Annotated in this window: 12 protein-coding genes; 1 reads left to right on the plus strand and 11 read right to left on the minus strand. The window is 61.9% G+C overall.

The genetic code is table 11. The features are described from left to right. Positions 1–128 precede the first annotated feature (128 nt). The 10 genes from metC to ABDX87_RS05150 form a co-directional block, all read right to left on the minus strand. Positions 129–2,870 carry a cystathionine beta-lyase gene (gene metC / locus ABDX87_RS05105; protein WP_346831905.1) on the minus strand — a complete coding sequence of 914 codons (2,742 nt, stop codon included), beginning with the start codon at positions 2,868–2,870 and terminating at the stop codon, positions 129–131. A 141-nt stretch (positions 2,871–3,011) separates the two neighbouring features. Continuing rightward, positions 3,012–3,665, minus strand: a complete 654-nt coding sequence (locus ABDX87_RS05110) for a glutathione S-transferase family protein (RefSeq protein ID WP_346831906.1) — start codon at positions 3,663–3,665, stop codon at positions 3,012–3,014. Continuing rightward, positions 3,662–4,258: a cysteine dioxygenase family protein gene (locus tag ABDX87_RS05115; protein WP_346831907.1), complete on the minus strand. Its 597-nt coding sequence runs from the start codon at positions 4,256–4,258 to the stop codon at positions 3,662–3,664. Before ABDX87_RS05115 ends, ABDX87_RS05110 begins: the two co-directional genes overlap by 4 nt. A 231-nt stretch (positions 4,259–4,489) precedes the next feature. Beyond that, complete coding sequence (locus tag ABDX87_RS05120; RefSeq protein ID WP_346831908.1) at positions 4,490–5,329, minus strand: amino acid ABC transporter ATP-binding protein; 840 nt, start codon at positions 5,327–5,329, stop codon at positions 4,490–4,492. Continuing rightward, the gene (locus ABDX87_RS05125; protein WP_346831909.1) at positions 5,316–6,104 is read right to left on the minus strand and encodes an amino acid ABC transporter permease; all 789 of its coding nucleotides are present in this window, start codon (positions 6,102–6,104) and stop codon (positions 5,316–5,318) included. Before ABDX87_RS05125 ends, ABDX87_RS05120 begins: the two co-directional genes overlap by 14 nt. Then, positions 6,094–6,828 carry an amino acid ABC transporter permease gene (locus tag ABDX87_RS05130; RefSeq protein WP_346831910.1) on the minus strand — a complete coding sequence of 245 codons (735 nt, stop codon included), beginning with the start codon at positions 6,826–6,828 and terminating at the stop codon, positions 6,094–6,096. Before ABDX87_RS05130 ends, ABDX87_RS05125 begins: the two co-directional genes overlap by 11 nt. Continuing rightward, complete coding sequence (locus tag ABDX87_RS05135) at positions 6,825–8,042, minus strand: aminotransferase class I/II-fold pyridoxal phosphate-dependent enzyme (protein WP_346831911.1); 1,218 nt, start codon at positions 8,040–8,042, stop codon at positions 6,825–6,827. Before ABDX87_RS05135 ends, ABDX87_RS05130 begins: the two co-directional genes overlap by 4 nt. Then, entirely contained in the window at positions 8,039–9,478 is a 1,440-nt protein-coding gene (locus tag ABDX87_RS05140) for an FAD-binding oxidoreductase (protein ID WP_346831912.1), read from the minus strand. Before ABDX87_RS05140 ends, ABDX87_RS05135 begins: the two co-directional genes overlap by 4 nt. A 16-nt stretch (positions 9,479–9,494) precedes the next feature. Beyond that, positions 9,495–10,343, minus strand: a complete 849-nt coding sequence (locus ABDX87_RS05145) for a transporter substrate-binding domain-containing protein (protein ID WP_346831913.1) — start codon at positions 10,341–10,343, stop codon at positions 9,495–9,497. 53 nt (positions 10,344–10,396) lie between these two features. Next, a complete protein-coding gene (locus ABDX87_RS05150) occupies positions 10,397–11,239 on the minus strand; it encodes a transporter substrate-binding domain-containing protein (RefSeq protein ID WP_346831914.1) in 843 nt (280 codons plus the stop codon). A 425-nt stretch (positions 11,240–11,664) separates the two neighbouring features. Between ABDX87_RS05150 and ABDX87_RS05155 the strand changes: the two genes are divergently transcribed. Further along, a complete protein-coding gene (locus ABDX87_RS05155) occupies positions 11,665–12,519 on the plus strand; it encodes a LysR substrate-binding domain-containing protein (protein WP_074755252.1) in 855 nt (284 codons plus the stop codon). Positions 12,520–12,617: 98 nt separating this feature from the next. Here ABDX87_RS05155 and ABDX87_RS05160 read toward each other — a convergent pair whose 3' ends face one another. Further along, entirely contained in the window at positions 12,618–13,340 is a 723-nt protein-coding gene (locus ABDX87_RS05160) for an alpha/beta hydrolase (protein WP_346831915.1), read from the minus strand. Between the last annotated feature and the right edge of the window lie 130 nt (positions 13,341–13,470).

The following is a 13,470-nucleotide window of genomic DNA, read 5'->3' on the forward strand; positions in this document are numbered from 1 at the left end:
CACAAACCCGCCGGTTGAACGAAGCCGCTCTGGGAGCGAATGCATTCGCGAATCATCATTCAGACGAACGCTCTCTATTGTCTGACTGCTTGTTCGCGAATGGGTCCGCTGCCACAGGTGCATCCGCATCATCGTATCGCCGCAAACCCCCGTTCCAGATCTTCGATCAACGCACTCACGTCCTCCAGTCCGATGTGTAACCGCAGCAGCGGATTCAGCGCCTTGTCTTGAGCGTTATCGCGATCGCGCACGTTGGCGACGATGATCAGGCTTTCGAAGCCGCCCCATGAAGCACCCAGCCCGAACAACTGCAGCGCGTCGATGAAGGCGTCCAGGTGTTTGGGGTCGTTGTCGGCGAGTTCGAAGGTCAGCAGGCCGTTGCTGCCGCTGAAATCACGCTTCCAGAGGGCGTGATTCGGATGATCCGCCAATGCCGGGTGGAACACGCGCCTGACCTGCGGATGTTGTTGCAGCCAGTGAGCAACCTGCAAGGCCTGGCGCTGATGAACGTCGAGCCGTGCGGCCAAGGTGCGGGCGCCACGCAGCACGAGGTACGCATCGTCCGGGCTGACGGTGCTGCCGAAGGTGTCGGTCATTACTGCCAGAGGTTGCCAGACCGCTTGCGTGGTGCAGACGCTGCCCATCACCGCGTCGCTGTGACCGGCGATGTATTTGGTCAGGGCCATGATGGAAATGTCGGCACCGAGGGTCAGCGGGCGGTACTGGTAGCCCGAGCCATAGGTGTTGTCGACGGCGAGCAAAATGCCCCGTGACTTGCACAACGCTGCGATGGCCGGAAGATCCGCCAGCTCGTAGAGCAGCGACCCCGGCACCTCGGCATAGACCATTTTGGTGTTGGCCTGGAGCTTGCCTTCCAGCCCGCTGCCATCGGCGGCAAAGTAGCTGTAGTGAATGCCGAACGGCGCGAGGAACTCCTCGGCCACCTGGCGCACCGGCGAGTACACCGCGTCAGTAATCAAGACATGGTCGCCCGGCCGCAGATAAGCCAGAAAGGTCTGCGCCACGGCCGCCAGTCCGGTGCCAAACAGCCGCGTACGGTAACCGCCTTCCAGTTCCGTCACCAAGTCTTCAAGCTCGAACGCGGTCGGATTTCCCCGTGCACCGTACGTCAGCACACGCTCGGTGTCGCGCCGTTTGCGCGCGTCGCGCATCTCGCCGAGCGTGTCGAACAGCACGGTGCTCATGCGGGAAACAGGCGGGTTCACGGCGCGTACGCCACTGCCTTTTTCGCCCCGTGCAGCATGGACCAATCGGGTGCGGACACGGCTCTGGTTCTCGCTTGAAGCCAAGGGCTTGAGGCTGGCGATTTCCTGCTCGGTCATCTGCCCCAGCAACCCGATCTCCCACGCCAGGTACTGACGGGCCGCCTCCTTGTTGCCGGAGTGACGGTCGTGGGTGAAGAACAGAAAATCGATGCACTGCTCGTTCGGCGGGTTGCTTGGGTCTTCATGCACAGGCAGGCCGGCCGATTGCCAAGCCTTGAAATCCAGCCATCGCACATTCGCTCGCTGCCGCTCGGGCAATTCAAGTGCCGCTATCGCCGCGACATCGGCCTGATCGGCCACGAGCACCAACGGCTTTGTTTCAGTCGCCAGGTCATCGGCCAGATGCGAACGAATCGACCAGCGAGCGCCTGCGATCTGCGCCTTGCGAAACGCCATGCTCCCGCGCAGGTCCAACAGCGCAATGGTGTTGTCACGCAGCGAGTCCGCCAGCTCGGCAGCGCTGATCGCAGGCAGTGCTGGCGCGACAGCGTAGCGCTCAGGCGTTAACGCCAGACCACTGTGCAAGCCGCCCTGCAACACATAGGCCTGATGCCCAAGCTGACGTAACCAACTGGCCACGATGGGCGCACGCACGCCATCGTTGTCGATCAGTACCAGTCGCGCGCCACGCACGCCGATGTAGAGGTCGGTGGATTGAATCAACTGTCCGCCCGGCGTGTGTTGCGCACCGGGTAGACTGCCGAGAGCAAACTCTTCCGGAGTGCGCACGTCACACAGGAACAGACTGCGCGCGGGGTCGCGAGACCACGCCACGACCTGCTCGGCGTCGACTGTCGTCACACCGGCCCGCTGAGCCAGACGTGTGGCGGCCTCACGCCGCTGCGCCAGCGACGCGGCAGCGGACACTTCCGGGTAGCGGCGCGTGCTGCCGTGTTCCAGCGGCAGGTCGGCGAGGAACCACCCTTGAGTGCCGTTCTCCAGCGCATAAACCGGGTTCTTCACGCCCAGGTCGATCAGGGTCTGAGCCCCGATAATGCTGCGCGTGCGCCCCGCGCAGTTGACCACGATCGGCGTCGTGTCGTCCGACACCAGATCCGCCAGCCGATACCCGAGCTCGCCATTGGGGCAGCAGATGGAACCGGGAATGGTCATCTTGCGGTATTCGTCGAACGGCCGGCCGTCGAGCAACACCAACGGTTCGCCATTGGCCTGCAATGCCGCCAGTTCGGTCGCGCTGATGTGCGGCGTGTGGCTGGCTTCTTCCACCAACTCGCCAAACGCCTTGGAGGGCACGTGCACCCCCGCAAACAGTTGCAGGCCTGCCGCTTGCCAACCATCGGCACCGCCTTCCAGCACATGGACGTCGGTGTAGCCGAGCGTTTGCAGACGTTGCGCCGCCCGGACGGACACATCGTGGCCGGTCTGGTCGTAGATCACCAGGCGCACCGCGGGATTGGGCGCCAGCCGACGCGCTTCCAGCTCAAGCCGGCTGTAGGGCAGGTTCACCCCGTGAAACAGATGCGCTTCGCCGTACTGACCATGCTCGCGCACATCGAAGAGGGCGATCTCCTGCCCGTCGAACAGCCAGGTTTGCAAGTGTTGCGGGGTGACTTTTTGGCTCATGGAATTCTCGTGATTCAGAAAATGATGCAACTCGCTTTTTTAGGAGCGCGCTTGCCCGCGATTCAGCGCCGCGGTACATCAGGCAGTCCGCGTTATCGTTTATCGCGGGCAAGCGCGCTCCTACAGCAACGGTGAGCGCCTTTACTGCAACGCCAACGACCTTTCGCCCGCTGCCACTTCCCTGCCCTTTTCATACGCCCGCTGCACCGCCGGTCGGGCTTTGATCCTCTCGCGCCAGGCGTGGATGTTCGGGAAGTCCGTCAGGTTCTGCCCCTGCCGCAAGGGCTGAATCCACGGGAAGATCGCCATGTCGGCGATGGAGTATTCGCCCGCCACGAACGGCACGTCGCCCAGGCGTTTTTCCAGCACGCCATACAGGCGCGCGGCCTCGGCGCCGAGCAGGTCGAGGGCGAAAGGAATCGGCTCCGGCGCTTTCTCCCTGAACACCTGCAACTGACTCAAATAAGGCGTGATATGCCCGACCTGCCAGAACAGCCATTCCTGCACCCGCTGACGTGCGACCGTGCCTTGCGGCGGTAGAAAACGACCGGCCTTGTCTGCCAGATAATTCAGAATAGCCCCGGATTCGAACAGGCTCAGGGGACCGCCCGCTGTCGGAGCATGATCGACAATCGCAGGAATCCGCCCGTTGGCACTGATCGCCTGGAACCCGTCCTGCTTCTGTTCGCCCGTGCGGATATTGATCGGCAGCAACCGGTATTCCTGGCCCAGTTCTTCCAGCAGCATGCCGACCTTCAGCCCGTTGCCCGTCGGCCAGTAGTAGAGATCGATCATGCGTACGCCTTGATCGACGGGGCCATTTGCGAGGCGTTGTAGTTGAGCACCTTGCCTTCGGTGTTGACGCCGTAGCGGCCGTTCAACGACTCCAGTGGACGGCCATACAGATGGAAATGCAGCGTCGGGGTTTCGCCATCGACCTTGATGCCATGCAGATCCTCCCCCAGGAAACTGATCGAGGTGCCCGGTTGCACCACCACTTCTTTCTCCAGCTCAAGCTTGGCGAAGGCCGGGTCGCTGCCGTCGTCGGTGCGCGCCCACACGTAATTGATCTCCTGACCCTCGACGGCCACGATTACCGCCCAGGTTTCGTGGTTATGCGGCAACGTGCTTTTGCCCGGCAGCAGGGAGTTCATGTACAGCGTCGGAGTGTCGCCATCGTCGTTCAGGCGATAACGAAACGCCGTATCGCCCTCACCCGGCACGGGCGCGGGAAAGGTCGTGAAGTTGAACAATTCACGACGCTGGGCCAGGTCTTCCAGCAGGCTGACGATCTCTTTCAGCGCTTCACGGTCAACGCCGCGCTGATGGATAACGCGGATTTTCTGCAGGAAGTCTTCGATCACTTGGCTGCGGTCTTCGGTGCTCATCAGGTGCTCCTTTTGTAGGTTTTCAGGGCGGGCAACAGATCGCTGCCAGACCCGGTTATTGCTTTGGAAACGGCACATCGGTGCCCGACAACGTCATCCCTGTGGGAGTGAGCTTGCTCACGAAAAGGCCGGTACATTCCACACATCTGTAGCGTCTGAAACTCAGTCTTCGTGAGCAAGCTCACTCCCACAGGATTCCCGTCCAGCCTCTCTAACGAAGGGTCTTACCGGTCAGACAGACAAACTGTAACGGCTGATATTGCTCAACAGATACGGGTCACCAGCCGCTGCGGGGCGACGTCCGGCGTCGCCGAGGGCATGGCGCAAAAACGCGTGTGTGCGCTCGCTCTGCGGGCGTTGAAAAATCTGTTCGGCGCTGCCGTGTTCGACGATCAGGCCGTTCTCGGTGAAATACACCACGTCGCTGATGTCCTCGGCGAAGCGCATTTCGTGGGTGACCAGCACGCAGGTCATGCCCTCCTCGGTCAACTCGCGAATCACCGTCAGCACCTCGCCGACGGTTTCAGGGTCGAGGGCCGAGGTCACTTCGTCGAACAGGATCAACTCGGGTCGCATCGCCAGCGCCCGGGCAATCGCCACGCGCTGCTGCTGACCGCCGGACAACTGCCCCGGATACGCATCCGCCTTGTGCTCCATGCGCACTTTCGCCAGCAACGCGCGAGCTTCTTTCTCGGCGTCCACCGAGTTACGCCCCAGCACTTTGCGCGGCGCGATGACCAGGTTTTCCAGAACCGACAAGTGCGGAAACAGGTTGTATTGCTGAAATACGAAGCCGACGCGCTTGCGCAACTCGATGCGCTGGGCTTCGTTGTTGAGCGTGTGCACCTCGGTGTTGCCCACACGGATCGTCCCGCGCTGCGGCTGCAGCAGACCCGTGATGCAGCGCAGAATGGTCGACTTGCCCGACCCTGACGGGCCGATGATCGACACCGCCTGACCGCGCTGCACATCGAGGTCGATGCCTTTGAGCACGGTGTTTGTGCCGAAGGACAAGTGAATGTCGCGCAGGCTGATCAGCGGGGCCTCGGCGCGCGTTTCAGGAAAAGGCATAACGTCGCTCCAGGTATTGAGTGAGTCGGGAAATCGGATAGCAGTAGGCAAAAAACAACGCCAGCACACTGAAGTAGATCAGCACCGTGAAACCGGTCCGGTTGACCGTGTTGCTGGCGATCTGCGCGGTGTCGATCAGGTCATGCACACCCACCAGCGACGCCAGCGCCGTGCCCATGGTGATCACCGCATACAGGTTCATCCACGGCGGCAACATGCGCTTGAAACACTGCGGCAGAATGATCGAGCGGAAGATCTGCCCACGGGTGAACGCCAGCGACCGTGAGGCTTCCCATTGCGTACTCGGGATCGAGCCGATGGCCCCGCGAAAGATTTCCGCGACGTTGGCGCTGGCCGGCAGCGCCAGGCCAAGGGTGACCTTCACCCAGTCGGGAAAGGCGATCCAGGCGCTGCCGATGTGCAGCTCGAACGGAAACACATAGGTGGTGAAATAGATCAGCACCAGCCACGGCGCATTACGAAATACCTGCACCCAGATCTTCGCTGGCAGCCGGCTGATCCACAGCGGCGACACCGCCAGCGCGCCAATCAAAAGGCCCAATACAGAACCGATGGCGATGGCCAGCAGGCTGATCAGGATGTTTTGTCCGAAGCCCGTTGCCAAGGCGGGCGACCACTCGTACAACGCCGCGAGCACCGGACTTTTCGGCGCGCTGAAGACCAGCAGCAATGCCACGACAACGCCACACAACAGCTTGCCCGGATGCCGGCGTGGCCAGGACGACGGCAGGCTGACAGACGACTCAATGGCCATAACCGGGCATCCTCAATTTTGCTTCGAGGGCACGGCCCACGCAGTTGACGATGAAGCTGAGCAGGCCGAAAAACGCCAGCAGCAGAATCATCAATTCCAGCACATTGTCGCTCTGGGTCCAGATCATGATCGAGGCGTAGGTGATGTCGCCCACGGCGATCGCCGACGCCACGGCCGTCATCTTGACCAGATCGATCAGGTTGTTGATCAGCGACGGCAGCGCGAAGCGCATGGCCAGCGGCAATTGCACGTTCCACAGCAACTGCCGGCTGCTGAAGGCCAGCGAACTGGCCGCTTCCAGCGTGACCGCAGGCACCGCTTCGATCCCGGCGCGCAAGGCCTCGGCATGGAATGCGCCCTTGTGCAGCGAAATCACAATCACCACCCAGGCAAACGGCGTGAGCGGGTTCGCAGCGCCAACCGCCTGGGTCAGCAGCATGTTCAACACCAGAAACGCGCAGTACAGCTGCACCAGCGTCGGCGTGTTGCGGGTGACTTCGATGAAAATCCGCGCAGGCTTGGCCAGATAAGGCTTGCCGCTGGTCAGCATCGCCGCCAGCGCCACGCCCGCGACCAGGCTGCCGATGATGGTGAACACGCAGAGCAAGGCCGTGGTCAACGCGCCATTGACCATCGAGCCGCGCTGATAGGCGTCCAGCAGAAAGCTGTAGTTCAGCCCGAACGTCGCCGTCCAGTGCACGAACCCCTCAAGCCAATGACTCATGCCAGGGCCTCGGTTCGCAGCTCGACGCAGGCGTTGGCGATGCGCCGTCCGGCTTCGATCACGCTGCTGGTGGCCGTTGCGATCGATAGACGAAACCACGGCGACAACCCATAAGCGCTGCCGGCGACACCCGCCACGCCTTGTTCCAGCAGGTAATCCACCACGTCGCCGTCGTTATTCAGGCGCTGGCCATCGGGGCGAATGCGGCCCAACAATCCGGCGCAGCGGACAAAGACAAAAAATCCACCTTCGGGCGTAAGCACATCGAGCCCATTCACGTTGCTCAGCGCAGTCACCAACAGATCGCGGCGCTGGTGATAGGCGTGCACCTGATCGGGCAAGAAACCCAAGCCGCCTTCAAACGCGGCCAGCGCTGCGGCCTGCCCAACGGAGGACGCGCCAGATGTCGATTGCGACTGCATGACCGTCATCGCATTGGTCAGTTCTTGCGGCCCCGCACCGAAACCGATGCGCCAACCGGTCATCGCGTACGTTTTCGACACACCGCCGACCAACAAAGCACGGGCTTGCAGGTCGGGCGCCACATTGAGCAGGCTCAGGGCAGGCTGGCCGTCGAAACGAATGTGCTCGTACAACTCGTCTAGAAGCACCAGCACGTGGGGATGACGACGCAACACGTCGGCCAGCGCCATTAGCTCCGCCTCGCTGTAGACCGCGCCACTCGGGTTGCCGGGACCGTTGAGGATCAGCCAACGGGTGCGCGCGGTGATGTGCTGTTCCAGCTGCACGGGGGTCAGTTTGCAGCCCTGCTCAAGACCGCATTCGATAAACACCGGTTCACCGCCGTTGACCCGCACGATGTCCGGAAACGATGGCCAGTAAGGCACCGGCACCAGCACCTCATCGCCGTCATCCAGGGTCGCGGCGAAGGCGTTGAAGATGACCTGCTTGGCGCCGTTGCCCACCACAATCGAAGGCAACGCGTAATCCAACCGGTTCTCTCGCTGCAGCTTGCGCTGAATGGCCTCGCGCAACGCCTTCACACCGGGTGTCGGTGTGTACTTGGTCGCACCGCCATCGATGGCGGCGTAGGCGGCCTGCTTAATGTGCTCCGGCGTGTCGAAGTCCGGCTCGCCGGTGGTCAGATCGAGGATGTCGCGACCGGCCTCGCGCAAGGCAGTGGCCCGGGATTTGGCCGCCGCGTTGGCGGACAGCGAGACACGCTGTATGCGTTGAGATAAACGTAGGCTCATGGGGCTGTGCTCCGGCTTTCGACGCTCGCCAGGACCTTGCCTGGGTTGAGCAGATTGAGAGGGTCTAGCGCCTGCTTGATGCGGCGCATCAAGTCGAGCTCAACGCTGCTCTTGTAGCGCGGCAGCATCGCCAGCTTGCGTTGCCCGATGCCGTGCTCGGCGCTGATCGAGCCGCCAAAGGCATGTGCGCTGTCGTGGACGATCTCGCTGAGTTCGGCATAGCGCGCCATGTGCGCCTCGACCGTGGAGTCGAGTGGGTGCGCGACGTTGTAATGCAGGTTTCCGTCGCCCAGATGGCCGAACGTGAAATTGCGTACGCCGGGGAAGTGTTGTTGCAGCAAGGCGTCGGTGTGTTCGACAAATTCGACGATGCGCGAAATCGGGATCGAGATGTCGTGCTTCATGTTGCGTCCGGCACGCTTCTGCGCCTCGCTCATGTTCTCGCGCAGCAGCCACAGTGCCTCGCTCTGGGCCAGGCTTTCGGCGATCAGTGCATCGGCCAGCAGGCCCTCATCGAACGCGCTGCCCAGCACGTCCTCGAACGCCTGGCGCGCGTGAGCTTCGCTGTGGTTATCGGACAGCTCCAGCAACGCGAACCAGGGTTGAGCGGCATTCAAAAAGGGCTGGGGGCCTTCGGGAAACTGCTCGCGCAGCAGCGCCAGGCATTCGGCGGTGAGCAGTTCGAATGCGGTCAGACTGGCACCGAATCCGGCGCGGGCATGGGACAGAAAACTCACCGCCTGGCCCAGCGAATCGAACGCCAGAAACGCCGTGCTTTGCGCCTTGGGCAGCGGAAAAAGTTTGAGCGTCGCGGCCGTGATAATGCCGAGCGTGCCCTCACTGCCGATGTACAGGTCACGCAGGTCGTAACCGGTATTGTCCTTGCGCAGACCTCGCAGCCCATGCCAGATCTCGCCTTCGGCGGTGACCACTTCAAGGCCCAGCGTCAGCTCGCGGGTGTTCCCGTAGCGCAGCACCGCGGTGCCGCCCGCGTTGGTGCCGAGGTTGCCGCCGATGGTGCAACTGCCCTCTGCGCCAAGGCTCAGGGGAAACAGCCGTCCCGCTTCACGGGCCACGTCCTGAATGTGTTGCAAGATGCAGCCGGCTTCGACAGTGAGGGTGTCGTTGTCGGTATCGATCTGGCGCACGCGGTTCAAGCGGTCAAGCAATAACAACACCGAACGCCCGCTGGCATCCGGCGTTGCCGCGCCCATCAACCCGGTGTTGCCGCCCTGCACCACGATCGGGGTCTTATGGGCGACACAGGCGCGCACCACCGCAGCGACTTCGTCGGCGTTAGCCGGGCGCACGACAGCGAGCGCCCGACCGACGTAGCTGCCCTGCTTGTCGGTCAACTGCGCCGGGGATTCGGCGCCCGGCAGCACATGGCTTGCGCCGAGCAGTTGCTGCAACGTCTGGAACAGATCGCTGTTCATCGTTGGCCTCTCAGAATCATTTCGTGGCCAGCGGCGCGGCGTTACGGAACTGTTCATGCAGATCACGCAAGGCTTGCGACGGTGCCATGCCGGTGCGCTGACCCACGTCGATCAACCAGCCACTGCGGTGCCAGTCGCGAATGATCGCGTCGAGTTTCGCCTGCGTGTCGTGTTCGCCCTTGCGCACCCAGATCACCGATTTCGAGGGGATCAGGTCGTTGGCCAGCGGGAGGTTGTAGTCGGCCCACTCCGGATCATCCAGCAGCGCGTGCATGGTCGGGCTGACGTGCACGGCGGCCACGCAACCGTTGCCACGCAGAGACAAAAGCGACTCGGACTGGCTGCGGAACGCCTTGATCTCTGCGCCATAGGTTTCCTGCAACGGCTTGATGAAGTTGCTGCCCTGAGACACGCAAACCGGTTTGCCTTTGAGGTCTTCCCACTGGCTGATGCCAGCGCCTTTGCGGATCAGCGCGGCGCCGCCGACTTCTTCGTACGGGGTTGGCACATAGTCGAGAATCTCGGCACGCTCGTCGGTGTACTGCATGTTGGCAATCAGGATGTCGACCTTGCCTTGCTGCAGGAACTGCACGCGGTTGGGCGCCAGCACCGACACGGTTTCGACCTCGACACCCAGCTTTTGCGCGATGCCTTTGGCCAGCTCGACGTTGTAGCCCAGGTGTTCGCCAGTCTTCGGATCGATGGTGCCGAACGGCGGCCCGCTGAGAATCACGCCGATGCTGATTTTGTGACGCTGGTTGATCTTGTCCAGCGTGGCGTCGGCGTGGGCCAGGGTTGCGCCCATCGCCAGCCCGATCGAGAGGCCAATAACGGACAGGGTCTTGCCGATGGAAAAGCTGCTCATGAACGAATGCCTTGTAAGAAACCTGAAAAACCAAGGGTAGAAAAAGCAGCGACTCAGGCGCCCGCGGCCTGGAACTTGTCGTGCAATTCGACCAGCGCTGGCGAGGCCGGGGTGATGTGGTGGCGCTTCTCGGCCTCGATCAGCCAGCCGGTGCGGTGCCAGCCTTTGACGATGGCGTCGAGTCTGGCTTGGGTGTCGGCTTCGCCAGGGCGGGTCCATATCACCGATGGCGCCGGATTCAGCTCGGGGGTGATCGCGCGGTAGTCCTTCCATTCGGCGCTGTCGGCGATGAGCGGGTTGATCAGCGTGGCGTCGTGCACCGCCGCTACGCAGTTGTTGCCGCGCAAGGCCAGCAAGGATTCCGACGAGCTTTTGAATGCTTTCAATTCAGCGCCGAATTCGGTCAGCGGCTTCACGTAGCTGCTGCCCTGAGACGTGCAGACCGGCTGGCCCTTGAGGTCTTCCCAGCGGGTGATCTTGCTGTCTTTGAGCACCGCTGCGGTGCCGCCGACGCGATAAAACGGGGTGGGTACGAAGCCCAACTGCTGGCCCCGCTCGGCGGTCCACTCCATGTTGGCGATCAGCAGATCGACCTTGCCCTGCTGCAGGAACTGCACGCGGTTGGCGGGCAGTACGGGCACCAGTTCCACCTCTGCACCGAGCTGACGACCGAGGTCTTCGGCCATGTCGACGTTCAGGCCCTTGGGTTTCTGGCTGGAAGGATCGATGGAGCCGAACGGCCCGCCTGACAACAGCACGCCGACCACCACACGGTGGCGTTGATCGATCTTGTCCAGCGTGGTATCCGCCTGGGCCGCGAAGCTGGCGCCCAGCGTTACGGCAGCGCCGATCATTAACGGCAGGAAACGAGCAAATGGCGAGTGCGTGTACGGCATGGACTTCCCCTCAAATGGTCATCGGCTCGGCGCTTGCGACGGTGTGACGTCAGCGCCTTGTAATGAACCGCATCCTAGGGAGAGAACGGGATGAGCGGAAATTCAAATATCAAATATGGTTATAACTTTCTGGTTTCGCGATTTAGAGCAAAACGGCATAAGAGCTGTTTTATTGGGCCTTATGGATATTTTGAAAGAGAGGGCTTTTCCAATTCATAAAAAAACGTAATGTATTGAGCGATTCCGCTGATGTAATACGGAGCTGTAGGAGCGCGGCTTGTCCCGCGATCGGCGGGGAACCCGTCGTCAACCCAACGATTGCATTGCACCTGAGGTTACCGAGACGTCTGATTCTACTGCCGGTACCCGGCAGATCGCGGGACAAGCCACGCTCCTACAAAACTGACGTTTACAGGATACACAACATGTCCTCCACCCTAGACCTCGAATTGCTGCGCACCTTCGTCGCCGTTGTCGATCACCACAGCTTCGCCGGCGCCGGGGCGCAGTTGTCGCGCACGCAATCGTCGGTGACGCAGCACATGCAGCGTCTCGAACAGCAGATCGGCGTCAGCCTGTTCCAGAAACAGGGCCGTCAGAAGCAACTCACCGAACCCGGTCGGCAGTTGTTACGCCACGCGCGGCAGATGCTGTCGCTCAACGATGATGCGCTCAATTCACTGCGAGAAAGCAGCCTCAGCGGCGTGTTGCGCATCGGCTCGCCCCACGACATCGCCGACACCATCCTGCCGCCGATTCTCAGCCACATCGCCCGGTCCGCGCCGAGGCTGCGGCTGGAGATCGACGTGGGTCGCAGCCCGTTTCTGATGGAAGATCTGCATCGCGGCAAGGTCGACATGGTGATTTCGACCCGCGAGGATCCCGCCCTGGAAGGCTTCGCCTTGCGCACATCACCGGTGTGGTGGATCTGCTCGGCGCAGTACCTGCACGTGCCCGGCGAGCCAATTCCGCTGATTCTGGTGGATGAGCCGAGCATCTATCGGCGGTACGCGATCGAAGCACTTGAGCGCGCCCACATTCCCTGGCGCCAGGCCTATCTGGCCTCGAACCTGATCGGCATCAAGGCCGCCACCCGGGCGGGTCTGGGCGTTACGGCGCGCAGCATGGAAATGCTCGGGCCGGACATGCGCGTGCTGGGCGAAGCCGACGGATTGCCAAGAATGCCCGACGTGACCTATCACCTGTGGATCCGGCCCAATACCGTAAACCCATTGGCGCGCCGGGCCTATGAACTGATCCGCGGCAGTCAGGGGTTATGACCCCCCCCGACTCCTTTGATTCTGCCGAAGGCGCAGGAGCGCGCTTGCTCTGGGCCGCACTCGGACGATCTGGCGCGCAGCGGCAGCCATCAGACGCGTCAGCCTTTCAACACCCCTTCAATCCAACGCTTAAGGTCGTCAACCTCGGCCGACGTGATGGTATGCCCTGCCCCGGCATACGCATGAAACTCAGGATTGATCAGCAGGTTCTCCAGGACCGTCCGAGCCTCGGTCGCGCCGGAGAACGGCACGCGATTATCCGCCGAGCCATGACCGATGAAGACTTTCAGTGGCTTGAGTGCATCGTCGGGCTTTAGGCGAGCGTTGAGGGAAGCGAGGATCTTGCCACTCAGCGGCGCAATGCCGCGCACCATTTCCGGGTGCTGCAGGCCGATCTGGTAACTCATCATCGCGCCTTGGCTGAAGCCCACCAGCACCACCTTGTCCGGTTGCGTACCGTACTTCTCAGTGGCCTGTTCGATGAAGGTCCTGAGCAGATCGGTGCTCTTATCCACATCGCTGGTCACGCCTTCGTATTCGGCCTGATCGGTGTCCTGGCTGAACCACTTGTACCCGCCACCGTCGACTTCCAGCGGCGCGCGCACGGAGAGGTAGGTGTAATCCGACGACAACTCGTCCTTGATGCCGAACAGGTCACGCTCGTCGCTGCCGTAGCCGTGCAGGAAGATGATCAGGGGTTTGTCTTTGGTATCGGCGGGGGCGGCAGCGAGGTAAGGCAAGGCGAGGTCGGTGAGCAAGGCAGGCTCGGCATGAGCAAAACCGGTGAACACACAGAGCAGCGCAGCGAAAAACTTCATCATTGAGAACGGGCCCTTTCAGAAAAACGTCGGGCCCATCATACGCAGCATGTTTCGGATGTCAGCCCGTAATCGACCGGGGGATGCTGTCAGAAGGCTGTACAGGTTGCAGATTTTTCGGACAACTGCTGAA

Source organism: Pseudomonas abietaniphila, assembly GCF_039697315.1.
Classification (GTDB): domain Bacteria; phylum Pseudomonadota; class Gammaproteobacteria; order Pseudomonadales; family Pseudomonadaceae; genus Aquipseudomonas; species Aquipseudomonas abietaniphila_B.